The following is a 16,978-nucleotide window of genomic DNA, read 5'->3' as shown; positions in this document are numbered from 1 at the left end:
GTAGGCTTATTCAGTTAATCGCAGACGGTTGCAGTAGCGTATTGACAGCAGCCCCCAGATTTTCCGCAAGGTTTTCATCTTTTTTCACCCAACGGTCGTACAGAGTGTCGCTGGCCATCACTTCATTGGCGCTCAGTAAAATAAAAGGCTTAACCCAATTCTGAGCGCGTAACAGCGTCAGCAAATCCAACCCGCTGATCTCTGGCATATGCAGATCGCTAATCACCAGGTCGATGTTGCTATCCGAGTCCAGGCACGCCAGGGCGGAAATCGCGCTTTCCACAATCACTACATCGTAGCCGTCCATTTGCAAAAATATGGTTGCCAGTTCAGCCGCAAAAAGATCATCATCAACTAATAAAATTCGCATTTTCTCTCTCGATTTTGCGCCATCAGCACAAAAGCATTTTTAATGTTTTTATCAAACTATCCTGCTCGAAATCGCCCTTGGCGATGTAGGCATCCGCGCCCACCTGAATCCCTCGTCGCCGGTCCTCTTCCTTCGCGCGGGACGTCACGATGATGATTGGCGTATGCTGGTAGTTTTTCTCCCCACGCAACGATTTGGTGAAGGTGAAACCATCCATAAACGGCATTTCGACATCCGTCAGTACGGCATCAAACTGGGTCAGTTTCGCTTTTTGCAGTCCCGATAGCCCGTCTTCTGCCAGTGTCACCTGATAGCCGTGCGCTTCCAGCACGTTCTTTTCTATCTCACGAGTATTCAGTGAGTCATCGACCACCAGCACATGCCATGCATCCTGCGTTACGCTCGTGGCAGGAGCAGGTGTACTGGTTTGCCGTGATTGTTGCGCCATCGCCATCAGCGCGGGAACGTGCAGGATGCTGACCAGTTGGTTTTCCGGCGTTTGTACCATCCCGGAGACCAGCGACTGCTGTTGCATATGCTTCGGTAACGGTTTGATCATCATCTTGCGTTCATCGAGCAGCTTATCCACCCGCAGCGCCATTTTGCTGTACGGGTTTTGCACCACGATTAATCGCTGTCCAGGCGTTGAAAAACTGCTCTGGCGCTCATTAATACCCAGCAAGGCGCCTGCGCAGACCACCGGGATAAACTCGTTATGCAAGATAATGGCAGGACGTCCGGCGATATCGCTAATCCCCTGCGCCGTGCATTCCACTACCTCAACCACATACTGCGCAGCCAGTCCAAACAGGTGTCCCTGCTCTTCAAATTGCAGAATTCGCATCATGGTTAACGAAACAGGCAACCGCAGGTTAAAGCTGGTTCCGACCCCTGGGCAGCTATAAACCTGCAAATCGCCTTGCAGGTCAGTCACCACCGTTTTACGCACCACATCTAAGCCAACGCCGCGACCGGAAAGCTCGGAGACTATCTTGCTGGTCGAAAAGCCGGGATGAAAAATCAGCTCATTACACTCCAGCTCGGAGAGTTGCCCGGCCATTGAAGCAGGAACCAGACCTTTACTGACCGCCTTCGCGCTGATGGCATCATAGTTAAGACCACGGCCATCATCTTCGATACGCAGTAGTATCCCGCTGCCATCCTGCTGGGTGGTGATGGTAATCGTGCCGCGGGTGGATTTACCGAGCGCCAGACGTTCGTCGATCTCACCAATCCCGTGATCGACGGCATTACGCAGTAGATGCGTCAGCGACTCCGATAAGCGGTCAATCAGCTGACGATCGATTTCCACTTCTCCGCCGACAAAGCGGCATACCACCTGCTTATTCAGCGTGGAAGCCAGCTCACTAACCTGCAGCGAAATCGGTTCAAACAACGTTGAAAGTGGCAGCATGCGGATCCGCGCCGCCACGTCGTATAGTTCAAACATCTGCAAATGCTGGAGCTGAACACTCTCTTTTAACTGGGCGCTGAAGTCATGGATTTGCTGGCGAAGCTGTTCAGCACTCAATCCCGGTAACCGCGGTACCAGCTGACTCAGGTTTTGTATCTGCTGTTCCAGGCGGTCATGTCCGGCGAGCACCTCCCCCAGAATGTCGATCAGGCCATCGAGCTTATTCAGCTTTACCCGCACGAAATCCGCCTGCTTAATACCGGCATCCATACTGGCTGGCGTCGCAGGCGTAGGGACCACCGGTTTTTCTGTTACCCCGGCAGTTTCGACAGTCAGCGTGATGTCCTCTCCCCGACTGGCGCGGGCAAGACGTTCGCACAGCCCGGCATCAGCCGGTGGTAACTGATTATCCCCTTCATTGACAAAAAGCTGGGTAAGCTGACCAGAAAGATACTCCACGGACTCATGGATCAGATTGCCCAACGCCCTGTCCGGTGTCAGTTTGTTATCACGCAGTTCACTCAATACATCCTCAAGATGATGCGTGACATCGGCAATACTTTGCAGTTTCAGCATCCGCGCCCCCCCTTTCAGGGTATGCGCAGCACGAAACATCTCGCCTATCCAAGCGTCGGTATGTTCATCAGCAGAGAGAAGAAACGCCCCTTCGCTGATCGTCTGCAAATGACCTCTCCCTTCATCAATAAAGCGCAGAACGAATTTTTTCAGATCGATAGCCATAATCGCTCTTATTAGCCACTTTGATGGGCGAATTGCGCCAGTTGATGTTCACACAGGAAACGAAACGTATTGCCAGGAAATACTATTGGCAAACGTAGACGACAAACCGAGGACGGATTGTTTATCTCGTCGTTCAGTAACCGCATCACCACGCGATAAGTCCGTTGAGCGGGCTGACGTAACTCGCTTTGCCGGTACATTTCGGCCAGATAATAGTGTGCAGGCCAGTAGCCGGGCTCCTGATAAACCACCTGCTTGAACCAGGCGATGGCCTGCTGGGTCTGGTGTTGCCACATCGTCGCCAGCCCCAGCAGCATTTTTGCCTCTGCCGACCACTCATCCTGCGCGAGGATCTTCTGCGCGTTTCCCGCCGTCTGAGAAAACTCCCGCTGCTCAAGGGCAATCACCCCCTGAATCAACAGCGCATCCTGATTACGGGGATCGTCGCGTAATACGCAGGCGATACATTTTTTGGCTTCAGAAAAACATTTTTCATCGAGACAGGCCCGCGCCTTCGTTAGCCAGTCATCACACTGCGGCGCCAGCAGCTCGTCAGGTGCATACCTGAGCGATGTTTTCGGCGGCGAAACGCGTACCGCCAGCCTGGGGACGGGGGCGCTCCTTGCCGCTTCACGATGGGGGCAAAAATAGAAAATCCCCTCTTCCTGCTCCAGCTTCAGAATGTCGAAATTGTTGGCCAGCGTTTCCGCATTGCCAAAAAATAAGGCTCCCTGCGGCTGCAGCATCTTCAGCAAATTAGCGTGTAATTCACGGCGCGTTGGCGTGTCGAAATAGATGGACACGTTGCGCAGCAAAATGATGTCCACGCCTGGCAGCAGTTGCTCTTTGACAATATTGCTGCGGTGAAACGAGACTTTCTCACGAATCTCATCATGCAGCCGGTAGAGGTTGCCCGAACGGGTAAAGTAGCGTTGCTGAATACTCGCCTCGACGCCGCGAAACGAATAGCTTGAATAGCTGGCGTTTCGGGCCTTCGCCAGGATAACCGGGTCAATATCGCAGCCGTAGATTTCAATCTGCTGAGTCATAGCGTCGCGGTATTGTTCATGTAGCTTAATCGCCAGCGAGTAGGCCTCTTCGCCGGATGAACATCCGGCACTCAGAATGCGTACCGGGCCGCTGCGCTGTTGCAGCAGACGCGGAACCCATTTGTCGCAGATTAAATCCAGCGTATCGCTTTCACGGAAAAAGTAAGTTTCGTTAATCGTAATCAGCGTAATGAAGCTATCGAACTCAACCTGCGAAATACGCAGTTGTTCATAGTATTCATAGTAATCCGCGATTTTTCGCTCGCCCATACGCCGACTCAGCGCCGATTTCAGCAAGTCTTCCATTGCATTATCAAAGTGCAAGCCCACCCGCTCTTTGATCAACCGGGCATAATCAGGAAGATTGGGGATCATGGCAATTTACTCTCAACAAGCCCGTGAAAAGCCATCGCAAGCAGCACCTTCGCCAGACCGTCCAGCGGGATCGTACGGTGTATCAGTTGCTTGTCGATCGCGTTCTTATTCATACCGAATACCACCGAGCTTTCTTCATCCTGCGCCAGCGTCCTTCCTCCACGGCGGAAAATCAGCTCAATGCCACGGCAGCCATCGCTGCCCATGCCCGTCATAATCAGCCCCACGGCCTTTTCACGAAACACCTCAGCCACCGACTCCAGCAGCAGATTGCAGCTGGGATGATAAACATCGCTTTCCTGTCTGGGGATCGCCGCTAAACGCTGGTTGCTTTTGACGATCAGGTGCTGCTCCGGCGGCAATATATACACATACCCCGCTTCCACCCGATCGTCTTCCTGCGCCAGTCGCACCTTCAGATCGGTCACGCTGTCCAGCCAGTGCACCATCTCTTTGGCGAAACCGTCGGCAATATGCTGCGCGATGAGCACCGGGCACGGGAACGTCGCGGGTAGAGCCTGCAAGAGTTTACTCAACGCCTGCGGCCCGCCCGTCGAACAGGCAATTGCCAGCACAAAAGGCCAGTCCTGCGGCGTCTGTACGATGTCCATTATCGGTCGTACAGGCGGCATTATCGGTTCGGTTGGATGGCGTAATCCTTTGATATGGCGAATCACCTTCACGCCGACCAGCAATTCCACTTTGCGGTGCAGCGCATCGGTTGAGAGTGTGAAATCGCTGCTATGGTGCAGCACCGCCAGTGCGCCACGAGAAATGTAATCGTCATCCCATTGGTTTTCATGGCAAAATCGCATAACCAGGATGGGAATAGCACTGGTCGCCATGATGGTTTCCACAACCTCGACGTTATCCGCGCTCGAGGTATCCAGCGTGAGGATCAACAGGTCGGGCATCAGCTGTTGCACCAGTCGAATCGCCTGTCTGCGATGAGCAGCTTGTCCCACCACCTTAATATGCGGGTGCTCTTCCAGTTGCCTGACCAACGCATTACGCGATGCGCTGTCAAGGTCAAGGATCAGCACCCGAATGTTGCCGCTACTCATGCATCCGTTTCCGTCAGTGTGAATGAGGACGAAGCCTCTTTCAGCGCTTTCGACAGTTGTGTCATATCCTGACTGACAACCAGAATGTCTTTGATAGATTGCGAGGTATAGTTACTGGCAACAACGATCTCACGCAGCGCCATGACCACCTGATTACTCGCCGTTTTCTGTTGCTGTGTTGATAGCGATATTTGCAGCGCCGCCGTCGAGGTTTGCTCGGCCGTAACAACGATATCGTTCAGATGCTCGGCGCTGACTTTACAGGCCCTGGCGCCTGCTTTAATACTCTCGCCGCCTTTTTCCGCGTTCAGCACCAGACGGTTAATCGCATTTTGGATCTCACTGATCTTATTTTCAATTTCAACCGTTGATTCGGTCACCGAATCGGCCAGACGACGGATTTCAGCCGCTACCACCGAGAAGCGTTTACCAGCTTCTCCGGCGCTGGCGGCTTCCAGCGCCGCGTTAAAGGCGATCAATTTCGTTTGATCCGCGACGCTGTTAATGATCACCATCACCCGGCTGATTTCCGCCGATTTATTGCCGAGCATCATAATTTCACGCATGTTTTGCTGATTGTCGGTATCAATATCCGCCATACGCATCAGCAATTGCGACATCGATTCTGAGCCTTTATTGCAATCCTCAAGTGTCTGGTTGGCAATATCCACAACAGCCCGCGAGTGTTCGGCGATCTGCGTCGATGAGGCGGACAACTCTTCCATGGTTGAGGTAATTTCAGCCACCGAAGAGGACGTTTCCACGCTGGTGGACGCCTGCCCATCTACCGCTTCAGTGATATGCAGGGAAGCCTGGTGTACCGAACTGGCGTGAGAAACCATCCCGCCCACCAGCGAATGCAGGCGCTGGCGCATCGTTTCTACCGCACTCAAAAGTTCGCCGATCTCATCGTGATGATCGACCTGAACATCCACCGTCAAGTCACCTTCCGCAATGGTCTGGGCAATCCCCAGTACGCGGTTTAAGCGGCGAGAAATCAGAAAACGGCTGGCAACGGCAATCAGCAGTAAAATAATCGGCAACAGCAAGACGGTGAACAGCAACAGGCCGTTGCGTACCAAATTGCTGCTCTTGGCGACATCATCAACATAGCTGGTGGTCGCGATTATCCAATTGATCCCTTCTACGTATTCATAGACGGCGACTTTGGTCTTCGGCGGTGTGCCATAGCCGCTCACCCAGTTGTAATAGGTGATGCCATTTTTATGTTCGAGCATATCGGCGAAGAGCTTATAACCGTTGGCATCGGTGATATTAATCACCTGCTGGTGACCCAGCGACGGATGAACCAGCATCCGACCCGGTTCAAATCCGGCATCGAGCACGTAGGCGTAGCCATCTTTACCAATACGTACACTCAATAAATGCTGGATGATCGGTTGCAGACTTTGTTTGACATCAAAGCCCACCGCAACTGCCCCAATCACCTGACCATACTTATCGGCAATCGGTTCGTAGTGGCTAATAAATTGCTTACCAAACAGCGTGACCACACCGGAAAAAGGTTTATTTTTCAATAATAATGGTAATGCCGGGTTGTCATGCCCCAATGCCGTTGCTGTTGCCGTATTACCTGAACTCGCCAGCAAGGTGCTGCTGACGCGCACAAACTGCTCGCCTTGCAGAATAAACGTACTGGCAAATACACTGGTTAATTCGGTGAAATGCGCGTTGGTATTGGGGTTGCTCAATACAGCTTTTAATTCAGCGGAGTCCATGTAGCGCAGCGGTTTATTCGCCACGTTTTGGTAGTTATTAATGTAAACATTGCTGTAATGCTCCGCATCCTTATTAATTCGCTGAAATTCATTCGCAATACTGTTATGAAAAATACGGGTGTTAGTTTTAATCATCTCCAGCGCATTCACCTGCAGCTCTCTGGACAGATAAGACGATAATATAAAAGAGGCGCCAATCAGCAACGTGGCGATGCAAACCACCAAAATCATACCGAGCTTCATCGCCACACCTGGATGGATATTGTGTAGCCAGGATATCAGTCGCGCGCGCAGTCCCTCACCGGTAGTATCCGTCGTTCGATTTTTCACTTTGATAAGGTCACTCATGATTTTTATTCTCTACCTGAGAAGAAATTACTTTTTTGGTCGTAAGGTGTTCGTACGATGCGTTTCCAGCGTAATCAGCGGCATAGGCTTGCCAATGTGATATCCCTGTAACCACCCCACATCCATTTTTTCCAGGCACGCCTGAATTGTGGCGTTTTCAACAAATTCAGCGACGACTTGCATATTTTTCATTTCGGCAACGCGACAGAATGACTCGACGATGTAGTAGCTGATTTCACTTTCGGTGATCCGTCGAATAAAAGAGCCATCTATTTTCAGGATATCGGCTTCGATATTCATCAAACGTGCATGGCTGGCAAACCCAGTACCAAAATCATCAATCGCCACCCGGCACCCCAACTGGCGGATTAAACGCAGGGTTTCAACAGTTTGTTCTTTATCTGAAAGCGTATCGGCTTCCGTTATCTCAAAAATAATCCGCTGCGGTTCCACAGCGTAGTCGTGCAGAAGCTGGGTTATCTGCGTGACAATATTTGATCGACATACCGTCACTGGCGCGAGGTTAATGGAAAAACAGTGCTGCGGATGGTTACACATAAATTTCAGGGTGTTTTCGATAACCCACAGATCGATATCCGGCGCCAGCCCCGCATCATGCGCAACCGGCAGGAAACTGTTCGGTGGAATGAATTCCCCCCGCTCGTTAAGCATACGGATCAATATCTCATGATACGGTTCTTCACCGTTGGTACTGACTATCGGCTGGGCCATCAGGACAAACGCATTGTTATCCAAAGCATTTTGCAAAGCGGTACGGATTTCTGTTTTATCAACAATGTGATTGCCGAGGATCCGGCTGTGCTGCGCTTCGAGGTTTTCCGGTCTGCCGTTGGTCAGTGATAACCCCGCAACCATGCCGAGTTTACCCACCAGCTGGTAGACATCATCGCTAACATCGTTAATCAGGCAGTAGCCCAGGCCGCTGCGAAAACCCAGCCGATGGTTGTTATAAAACAGGCGGAAACTGTTGGCGGCCTGGTATAAGTCGCATAACCGCTCCCAGGTGCTATTTTCGAGTCGGATAAGCAGATCGTAGCCCGCGTGGTAATAGACCTTTTCGCTTTTGACGAGGTGCCTTTGGAGGTGCTCCGCAAGAATTTTCTGGTAGCGGGCGCGAAAATGAAAACCATAGCGACGCGAAAATAGCTCAAGCTCGGGGATCTGTATCAGGCACACGGTCGCGCGTTCAGTGGTAAACAACTCCGTCTTCAGCGCGCGCAGGTTCGCCATGCCCGTCATCGGGTCAGTCAGCCCCAGCAACAGAACCTGGTTAAACCGTTGGCGGGTAAATTTTGCCAGCGCCCCCATGATCACAATGGTGAGGGAAAAAACAAAGATCAGCGTTGAAACCAGCGCCTGATGCAGCATGAAGTTAATGTCGCTGGCGATATAGCTGTCGTTATGCTTACCTAAAATAATCAGTACGACCGTCCATACCAGCATGGTGAACGAGTGACCAATCTTGATCGCCCCCCACAACATCAATGGAAACAGCAGGATCAGGCTATAGAAAGAGAAAAAGATATTTGGATTATGCGGCGACGTTAAACAAAACATCAGTAAAATCAGTAGGACAAACCAAAAGCCAATGCCACAGGCACTGATATTGCCTTTACACTGAAAGGCAATCGCCTTGATAAAGGTAAAGAGGTAAGACGGTCGACGAATGATGCGATAAATCTTGTAGATAAAGGGAATGCCCGTCAGACAGCCGTTGATGATCCCCTGAATACGCACCAGCATTTCCAGACTCATCACCGGAATGCTATCCACATCCGGGCGATGGCCGTGTGCGACGAACAGCGCAAATATTCTGCTCAACACCAGATACAGCAATATGTTGAAGCCGCATAGCCAGATCAGACGATTCAGGCTAATTTTTATACGACCAAAACTGGCGCAACTGCGTCTTCCCGTCGCCTGGCGGTAAATAGCGTAGCTTAAGGTCGAAGCCATAATCAGGCACAACGCTTCCACTCGTTCGCTTTGTGGACCGACCGCAAACATGAGCGCCATGAATAGCATGAATCCCGGCAATACCCGAAAACCAAACAGGACTAAGGCAGCGGAAAATACGGCGAGTTTGAGATCGTAAACTGTTAAAATATTATTATTGAAAATACAGTAACCGTTAAGATATTGTGCCAGTGGGTAAAAAAGGCCCGGTAAAACAAGTGGCAGACACCATTTCCGAATGTTTTTTGCAGTATATGTATTTATTATCGCGTCCAAACCAATTTATCCGTCATGCACTATACCAATAGGACTTTAATCCAGACTCGAATGTCACAAACAAATCCTTTTGGGTCAGTCGATGAACCATAACAAAATTGTCAACATTGACCGCGCACTGAGAAAATAAAATAATGTTCTATATTGAAGCGAGCATCTTAGGCAGTTCACATCAGGAAATAAACACCCACGTATAGACAAAAATGGACATCTCGTCGAGATAAAATCATTCGGATACGCGATAAGAGAAAAGCTAATTCATTGATGCTGCGTAAAAAAACAAAATTACCTATCGTGATTTCCCAACACCTCCAACCAGTACGCACAAAAAGCATTCTCAGACGGCGTTAATGTCAACTTTAATAGCGTACGCTGCACCTGATGAAAAATGTATTTTTATGTGCAATTTTGCTTGTTGACGAAAAGAACTGCACTATCTATATTCGCATACCGTTATTTTTGTCATTACTCTGCATGGTTCAATGTTAGCTATTTGTTACGTCGTTGCATTTCATATCTTTCATCTACTTATTTGTAGCAGCGGTATTCCATTAAGTAATAACAAAAATTAAATTCAGCAACGAGCACTCTTTTTTCAGGAATTAGCATAATCCGTGGCAAAATCTCTGTTTTCCCTTAAAGCAATAAAAGGGTGGCAACATTCAATCACTGGCAAAATAACGCAATTTTTGCTGGCAGGTATCGTTATTGCTTTTAGCGCTGGCGCCTTTACCAACTGGAGCCTGATAGACAACTTTTCTTATCAGCAGTGGGTGCAACGGGCTGAGGCGAATGCACAGATTATGACCTACATCATCCGTAGCGTGTATACCACCGTTTCGGTTGAAACCAGCGATACCGGGCAGATATCCCGCATCGTATCCGACAGACAGATCGGCGACGCCGACTCCATTATGCAAACCGGTTATAACCCGGTCGATGTCCTGGCACTGGCATCAGTCCAGACCCATAACCCCACCTGGCTGTTTCTCTATACACCCGAGAAAGGATTTATTGGCATCAACAACAGGTCAGAAGATGGCGAAGGAGTCATCACCTTTTCCGGTCGCCTGCCGCGCGATGTGCTGGTCAACTACTATGTTGGCTTCGCCCAGATTAACGGCGAAGAGTGCTTTATCAGCGCCATACCTATTTTGACGCCTTCCGGTGAGATCCTCGGGAGCCTGATAAGCAGCATCGGTAAAAAAAGCGAGTTATACGCAACCTACGATGCGATGCTAAAAAAGAGCAGCATCATTTTTGTCCTGATTTTACTGGTGACGCTGGCACTGGTAACGATGTTTATGCGCAGATTATTCCGCCCGGTTCCGCTGCTGATTAACTCTCTCACCCGCATCGCCCATGAAGAGACGGACTGTATTACCCCCTACCTTGACCAGGATGATGAGATTGGACATCTGGCGGGGGCGATTGAAAAATTGCGCGTCGCCATGGAAGAGCGCGGCTATCTGCAACGCATGCATGAAATGTCGCAAAAAATGGAGCATATGGCCCACCACGATTCGCTGACCGGATTACCCAACCGCGTTTCGTTTGGCCAGGCGTTAGATAAGCGCGTGAATGAACTTCATCAGGAAGAAAAATCGTTCAACCTGCTGCTGATTGACCTCGACAACTTCAAACCGGTGAACGACACCTTCGGCCATAAGGCGGGCGATGAACTGCTCATTAGCGTTGCTCAGCGTCTGCAGCTCTTGCTGGGACCCAATGATATCGCCGCGCGCCTGGGTGGTGATGAATTCGCCATCCTGCAACATGTCAGCGACAACGCCATCAGGGAGGCGAATCGTCTGGCGAAACGTATCATCCGCGCGCTGAGTACCCCGTTTACCTGGAGTACCCATACTTTTTCGATCAGCTGTAGCATCGGTATTACTACCGCCCCCTGGCAGGGCAATAATACCTCGACGTTGATGATCAATGCCGACCTTGCCATGTACGCGTCAAAACATCATGGTCGCGGTTGCTTCCATTTCTTCGAAGACGGCATGGTCATGAAGCAAACCCACAGCCTGTTTATTAATCAGGAAATCATTGATGGTATTGATAACAAAGAGTTCGAACTTCATTACCAGCCCATTATTAATCTGGATGATGAAAGCGTTTATGGCTATGAATCGCTGATCCGCTGGAATCACCCCACCAAGGGCCTGATTTACCCCGATTATTTTATCAGCATCGCCGAGAGTTCCGGTCTGATTGTCCGCTTAGGCGAATGGATTATTCGTCAGTCCTGTGAAGCCGCCGCCAAATGGCCGGAGCGCATCAGGATTGCCGTGAATATATCCGCCTACCAGTTGCACAGCCCGGGGCTGGTTGACGTTATCAAAGATGCGTTACGCATCAGCCAGCTTTCAGCCGGACGCCTTGAAATAGAAATTACAGAATCCGAGAAACTGGATAAGTCGATTGCGTTACCCGTACTGCAAGAGATCCGCGCTCTGGGTATCGAAATCGCGATGGACGATTTGGGCACCGGCTACGCGGCTCTGGATTACCTGCTGATCTACCCTTTCACGCGCATCAAGATCGCGCGCACACTGGTCGACAAGCTGCAGCAAGATAATGCCAGCCAGTATTTGATTGTGATGCTGATCCAGTTTGCCCATAAGTACGAGATGTCGGTTACCGCCGAAGGGGTGGAGACCGCGCAGCAACGCGACATTCTGCGCGATACTGGGTGCCAGAATGTCCAGGGCTATTTCTTTAGCTACCCACTTCGCGAGCGTGAGGTACTTTCCGCGTTTACCGAAGAGGTCATTGATGAAGGGCTTTGCAATGTCTGACATCCTTCGCCTGGCCTGGCGCATGCTGGTGGGGATTTTCCTGCTGATGGTATTGGAGATGCCGTGCATGGCGAGCACTCCGCAGCAACTGCACACGCTGGAGCAGATCGCCAGTAAGAAAACCATCACCCTCGGTTATCAGGATGATGCATTTCCATTCTCCTGGCAGAACGGAAACGCCCCCGCAGGCTACTCCATTGATATTTGCAACAGTATCGTTAGCGCGCTCAAAACAAAACTTCAGCTCAAAAACCTGAAAATCGAGTGGGTAAAAACCAATTCGGCATCGCAGTTTGTGCTGATTAAAAATCACATGGCAGACATCATGTGTATCCCGGCCTTTTATTCCAAAAACCGCCACAGCATTAGCGAGTTCTCGCTGCCGTTTTATTTTTCCAGCACTCGCTTTGTGATGCGAAAAAATGAAAGCAACAACAACCTGGCGCAACTTTCCGGGCACAGCGTGCTGGTAAAAAGCGGGACAATTTACGTTGAGCAGTTGCAAAAAGTGAATGTCGCCAATGACCTGGATATTAACATCCAGCTCGACACGAATAATATTACGGCCTTTAATGAACTGAAAAATGGCGAATATTATGCGCTCATTTCCAGCACGGTTTTGCTCAAAGGGATGATTGCGCAAACGGCAAACCCTGAAGACTATGAACTTTCCGACATTGCGCTTAGCGCACCACTGCCAGCAGGCTTGTTACTCCCGTTACACGATAAAGAATTTAAAGCGTTTGTTGACGGTGCAATCTCCTCGCTGATGACCAGCAACGAATTTACTGCGCTGTATAACAAATGGTTTCAGTCGCCGATTCCGTCGAAAGCCATTAATTTGAACATTCCTATGTCAGATAACCTGAAAGCACTAACGGCTGCTAAAAAGAAGATCAGTTTTGATTATGAAAAATATAATTAATCGAGGGACGACAAGGGTGAAACGCACGGTGCAATGGCTTATTTTACTGGCAGGCATCATCATCTCCCCCACGCTGATGGCGCAGCAGAATGCCGCAACGCTCGACCATATTCAGAACAGCAGCGTGCTAAACGTGGGTTATCGACAGCTGCCGCCGTTCTCATTTACCGACAGCAATGGCAAGGTCACGGGGTATACCATCGCGGTATGTAAGATGATTGCCGATAAGTTACGCCTGTACCTGAAGCTCAACAGCTTAACCATTAATTATATTCCTGTGAACTTTGGCGAACGGTTCGCCGCATTAAGCTCACATAAAATAGATATGGACTGCAGCGTTAATACCAATGCGCCAGAGCGGATGTCCAGCGTGTCATTTTCTACCGACTATTACGTTGCCAAAATGCGCATCATCTCTTTACGTAAAAATAACATCCATTCGCTTGCCGATCTCAAGGGGCGCACGGTAAGCCTGACCGGAAGCTCAAAAGATTTGCTGGAATTCAATAAAACGAACAGAGAGCAACATCTTAATATTTCGATAATTACCGCCCCGACTATCCACGGCGCATTTAATAAAATGGCGCATAATGAATCCGCCGCTTTTTTTGTCGATGATATTCTGGCCTGGCCGCTTATCAGTCATAGCGAACAACCTGAATTATTTAGCGTGTCTAGCGAGAGCATCGGCAACGATATGCATTATGGCATTATGATGAGGAAAAACGATCCGCAGTTTGTGACGTTTGTTAACAGTACGCTGAAAGATATATTTGCCTCGCCGGTCAACGCGCAACTACGCAACAAGTGGCTGTCTCCGTGGTCCTGCGAGAAGTTGAAAAACCCATCACCAGGCAGCTGTCAAAATAACAATTGAATATTATCAGCCGCTGTTTACGCCGCCGCCTGCTTCGCCTGTGGAAAATCCCCGGGGTGTTGCTGTTATTGCTATCGATCCATTCCCTGCGCGCGGCCTGGGATTTTGCCAATATTTTGCAGAAGTCCGATGCGCTTTACGGCCCTTCCTCCCCAGAAGCGCAACAGCGGATCAACGCCTGGCAACAACTTCTGATCCAGTTGCACAAAGCCGACGAGCAAACGCAATTACGCGCCGTAAATCAATTCTTTAACGATAAGATCCGCTATGCCGAAGATATTGATGTCTGGCATAACGTGGATTACTGGGCCACCCCCATTGAGTCGTTACGCAAAGGCGAGGCGGATTGTGAGGATTACGCAATCGCCAAATATTTCACCCTCCGCCAGTTAGGCGTCTCCGAAGACAAACTGCGCATCACCTACGTCAAGGCTCTGCGCTATAACCGGGCGCATATGGTGCTGACCTGGTATGCCACGCCTGAAGCGATCCCTCTGGTGCTCGATAGCCTGACGAGCACCATTTCACCTGCAACGCAGCGTATGGATTTATTACCTGTTTACTCCTTTAACAACAATGGCCTATGGCTTCCGGGCAACCAGAACAATCAACGTGTTGGAGACAGCAAGAGACTATCTCGCTGGCAGCAAGTTTTCACCAAAATGCGGGAAGAGGGCTTCCCGATGGATAAATAGGAATCACCTGTGTCTCTTTTTAAACAGTTACTCCTGGCAATCTCTCTCTTTATGATGGTTGTGTTTAGCGGCAATTTTATTGTGACGCTGAAGAGTTCTCGCAATCAATCCAATAACCAACTCCTTTCGCATGCCCAGGATGCGGCAACCGCGCTGGGCGTTTCGTTGACGCCCAATGTCAACGACCCGGCGATGATCGAACTCATGGTCAGCTCCATTTTCGATAGCGGCTACTACAAAAAGATTCGTATCGTTAATCTGGAAAACGGCAAGATTATGCTTGAGCGTAGCGCGACGGCGTCCATTCCTGATGTCCCCGGTTGGTTTGTTGATCTGGTGGATGTCACCCCGCAAACCGGCGATGCGACGATTATGCGCGGCTGGAAGCAAGCAGCGCGCGTGGAAGTCACCAGCGATCCTCTCTTTGCGGTACAGCGCCTGTGGGACAACACATTAGGTAATCTATTGTGGATGCTGTCATGCAGCTTCGCCTGCTTAATCGCTGGCATTCTGCTGCTGCGTAAGCTCCTGCGCCCGCTCAATTATCTGGCAAAGCAGTCGGAAGCCATTACCCGCCGCGAGTTTCTGACGCTACAAGAGCTGCCCAAAACGCCGGAATTACGCCGGGTGGTTGGCGCGATGAATTTGATGGCTGCAAAGCTCAAGTCATTATTTGAAGAGCAAGCCGTCAACAGCGAACGTCTGCATAATGAAGCTTATCTCGACAGCCAGACCGGTGTTGCCAATCGTCGGGCGTTTGATATGCAACTTCAGGTGCGACTGAGCGATGCCGATACGGCGCCGGGATACCTGATGTTGCTCCGCGTTCAGGATTTAGGTGGCCTGAATCAGCGTTTCGGCGGACCGCATACTGATAAGCTGCTGCTCAACATCGCTAACCTGCTAAACGCGCACAGAGAAAAATATGCGTCTCTCGACAGCACGCTCGCCCGCATTCGCGGCGGAGAATTCGCCCTGCTCTGTCCTGGCGTTACGCACGATGAAATGCTGGATATGTGCAACTCACTGAGCCAGAAACTCACGGCCTTTTACGCCACCGGAATGTCAGACCAACAACCGGTCGCCTATACCAGCATGGTGCCATTTAGCGCCGGAGATAACGCGCAATCATTGCTGATTCAGGCCGATCGCCTGCTGGTGGAAGCAGAAACACATACCGACCACCAGGTGGGGCCTGGCACAGAGTTACCAGCAGCTACTGAAGACCAGCATTTGTGGTTTGTTCGTCTGGAGCATGCGCTGGAAAATCAGCAGTTCCAGTTGGTTTATCAACCTGTGGTGGATTGCCGCCAGCCGGAAAAAATCCTGCATTACAAGGTACTGTCGCGAATTATTGATGAGCAGGGCAACACCATTACCGCCGGGCGCTTCCTGCCGTGGATCCATCGCTTTGGTTGGAGCCATCGCCTTGATAAAGTAATGCTGAAGCTGACGCTGAACCAATTAAAAACCGCGCCGGGAAAATTAGCGCTGAGTATTTCTGGCAGTTCTGTCGCCAGCGCGGTCACCATTTCTGATCTGCTCCATCCGCTACGGTATTCACAGCGATTAGCCAGCCAGTTGATTCTGGAACTGGATGAAAACCAACTGCCTGTGCCACATCAAATGGCGGTGTTTGTGAAAGCCGTAAGCCAGCATCGTTGCGCGCTGGGTCTGCAACACTTTGGCAGCCGTTTCGATATGATCGGTCATCTGTCACAGTGGGGGCTTGCTTACCTGAAAATAGACAGCAGCTATATCCGCAACATTGATAAAGAAAACGATAAACGTTTATTTATTGAAGTGTTATGCAACGCCACGCGCAATATTGACTTACCGCTAATTGCCGAACGCGTTGAAACGGAAGGCGAACTTAAGGTGCTGCGGGAGTTAGGTGTCGATGGCGCAATGGGTCAACTATTAGGTGAACCCGCGCCGCTGTGATAAACGCAGGAAGCCTTGATACGCTTGTATGTTGCCGGATGGCGCTTCGCTTATCCGGCCAGGAAACTGACTGCCTGCGTCAGCTAAAAAATACTGTCATCGCCACCGAGCAGTTGTTCTAACCCGCCAAGCTCCTGACGTGCGTTTGCACGATTCATCAATTTAACCTGCGCCATCGGCGGTAGATCGGTAATGGCGATCACGCCTTTGCGGATTAGCAGGTAAATCAGATCATCGAGTACACGCACCATCTCCAGATCGCTTTTTTGCAGCATGGCTAAAGGCTGCTGCGGGTCATTTTCGCAGCTTTTGCCGCTCTCTTCGTTTGGTGGAACAGAATTCATATTGTTGCCTTATCGATGAGATGCCACTGCCCT

The 16,978-nt window shown here is 50.3% G+C and carries 12 protein-coding genes; 5 read left to right on the top strand and 7 right to left on the bottom strand.

Going from position 1 to position 16,978, the window contains the following annotated elements; all coding sequences use genetic code 11:
• Nucleotides 1-10: 10 nt before the first annotated feature.
• From OGX67_RS14275 to OGX67_RS14250, 6 genes are read right to left on the bottom strand one after another with little or no spacing between them, the layout of a single operon-like run.
• The gene (locus OGX67_RS14275; protein WP_257651606.1) at nucleotides 11-370 is read right to left on the bottom strand and encodes a response regulator; all 360 of its coding nucleotides are present in this window, start codon (nucleotides 368-370) and stop codon (nucleotides 11-13) included.
• Between the two features lie 22 nt (nucleotides 371-392).
• Nucleotides 393-2,525, bottom strand: coding sequence for a hybrid sensor histidine kinase/response regulator (locus OGX67_RS14270; RefSeq protein ID WP_257651607.1), 2,133 nt, complete (start codon nucleotides 2,523-2,525; stop codon nucleotides 393-395).
• A gap of 11 nt (nucleotides 2,526-2,536) precedes the next feature.
• Nucleotides 2,537-3,949: a CheR family methyltransferase gene (locus tag OGX67_RS14265; protein WP_086504486.1), complete on the bottom strand. Its 1,413-nt coding sequence runs from the start codon at nucleotides 3,947-3,949 to the stop codon at nucleotides 2,537-2,539.
• Nucleotides 3,946-5,013 carry a chemotaxis protein CheB gene (locus tag OGX67_RS14260; RefSeq protein ID WP_257651608.1) on the bottom strand — a complete coding sequence of 356 codons (1,068 nt, stop codon included), beginning with the start codon at nucleotides 5,011-5,013 and terminating at the stop codon, nucleotides 3,946-3,948. The genes OGX67_RS14265 and OGX67_RS14260 overlap by 4 nt, the downstream gene beginning before the upstream one ends.
• Nucleotides 5,010-7,100 (bottom strand): methyl-accepting chemotaxis protein, encoded by a 2,091-nt coding sequence (locus tag OGX67_RS14255; protein ID WP_071696684.1) that lies wholly within the window; start codon nucleotides 7,098-7,100, stop codon nucleotides 5,010-5,012. The genes OGX67_RS14260 and OGX67_RS14255 overlap by 4 nt, the downstream gene beginning before the upstream one ends.
• Nucleotides 7,101-7,127: 27 nt before the next feature.
• Nucleotides 7,128-9,137, bottom strand: a complete 2,010-nt coding sequence (locus tag OGX67_RS14250) for a sensor domain-containing phosphodiesterase (protein WP_257651609.1) — start codon at nucleotides 9,135-9,137, stop codon at nucleotides 7,128-7,130.
• Between the two features lie 830 nt (nucleotides 9,138-9,967).
• Between OGX67_RS14250 and OGX67_RS14245 the strand changes: the two genes are divergently transcribed.
• Genes OGX67_RS14245 through OGX67_RS14225 form a run of 5 tightly spaced genes read left to right on the top strand, consistent with a single transcriptional unit; the run spans nucleotide 9,968 to nucleotide 16,601 of the window.
• Nucleotides 9,968-12,160, top strand: a complete 2,193-nt coding sequence (locus OGX67_RS14245; protein ID WP_257651610.1) for a putative bifunctional diguanylate cyclase/phosphodiesterase — start codon at nucleotides 9,968-9,970, stop codon at nucleotides 12,158-12,160.
• Entirely contained in the window at nucleotides 12,153-13,085 is a 933-nt protein-coding gene (locus tag OGX67_RS14240) for an amino acid ABC transporter substrate-binding protein (RefSeq protein ID WP_086504489.1), read from the top strand. The genes OGX67_RS14245 and OGX67_RS14240 overlap by 8 nt, the downstream gene beginning before the upstream one ends.
• Before the next feature lie 16 nt (nucleotides 13,086-13,101).
• Complete coding sequence (locus tag OGX67_RS14235) at nucleotides 13,102-13,962, top strand: transporter substrate-binding domain-containing protein (RefSeq protein WP_234400778.1); 861 nt, start codon at nucleotides 13,102-13,104, stop codon at nucleotides 13,960-13,962.
• 2 nt (nucleotides 13,963-13,964) lie between these two features.
• Nucleotides 13,965-14,657: a cysteine protease LapG gene (lapG, locus tag OGX67_RS14230; protein WP_373371756.1), complete on the top strand. Its 693-nt coding sequence runs from the start codon at nucleotides 13,965-13,967 to the stop codon at nucleotides 14,655-14,657.
• Nucleotides 14,658-14,666: 9 nt separating this feature from the next.
• The gene (locus OGX67_RS14225) at nucleotides 14,667-16,601 is read left to right on the top strand and encodes a bifunctional diguanylate cyclase/phosphodiesterase (RefSeq protein ID WP_086504492.1); all 1,935 of its coding nucleotides are present in this window, start codon (nucleotides 14,667-14,669) and stop codon (nucleotides 16,599-16,601) included.
• A gap of 83 nt (nucleotides 16,602-16,684) precedes the next feature.
• Here the strand turns inward: OGX67_RS14225 and OGX67_RS14220 are convergent, their stop codons facing one another.
• Nucleotides 16,685-16,945: a hypothetical protein gene (locus tag OGX67_RS14220; RefSeq protein ID WP_071696678.1), complete on the bottom strand. Its 261-nt coding sequence runs from the start codon at nucleotides 16,943-16,945 to the stop codon at nucleotides 16,685-16,687.
• Nucleotides 16,946-16,978 lie beyond the last annotated feature (33 nt).

The organism is Citrobacter sp. Cf118 (assembly GCF_030334095.1).
Taxonomy (GTDB): Bacteria; Pseudomonadota; Gammaproteobacteria; order Enterobacterales; family Enterobacteriaceae; genus Citrobacter; species Citrobacter freundii.
Note: the sequence above shows the minus strand (reverse complement) of the source record. Positions and strands in the feature narration are given on the sequence as shown.

Excerpts from the sequence above, each read along its gene's own strand:
- OGX67_RS14265 (WP_086504486.1), bottom strand. The coding sequence starts at position 3,949 with ATGATCCCCAATCTTCCTGATTATGCCCGGTTGATCAAAGAGCGGGTG.
- OGX67_RS14255 (WP_071696684.1), bottom strand. The coding sequence starts at position 7,100 with ATGAGTGACCTTATCAAAGTGAAAAATCGAACGACGGATACTACCGGT.
- OGX67_RS14275 (WP_257651606.1), bottom strand. The coding sequence starts at position 370 with ATGCGAATTTTATTAGTTGATGATGATCTTTTTGCGGCTGAACTGGCA.
- OGX67_RS14270 (WP_257651607.1), bottom strand. The coding sequence starts at position 2,525 with ATGGCTATCGATCTGAAAAAATTCGTTCTGCGCTTTATTGATGAAGGG.
- OGX67_RS14220 (WP_071696678.1), bottom strand. The coding sequence starts at position 16,945 with ATGAATTCTGTTCCACCAAACGAAGAGAGCGGCAAAAGCTGCGAAAAT.
- OGX67_RS14260 (WP_257651608.1), bottom strand. The coding sequence starts at position 5,013 with ATGAGTAGCGGCAACATTCGGGTGCTGATCCTTGACCTTGACAGCGCA.
- OGX67_RS14240 (WP_086504489.1), top strand. The coding sequence starts at position 12,153 with ATGTCTGACATCCTTCGCCTGGCCTGGCGCATGCTGGTGGGGATTTTC.
- OGX67_RS14250 (WP_257651609.1), bottom strand. The coding sequence starts at position 9,137 with ATGGCGCTCATGTTTGCGGTCGGTCCACAAAGCGAACGAGTGGAAGCG.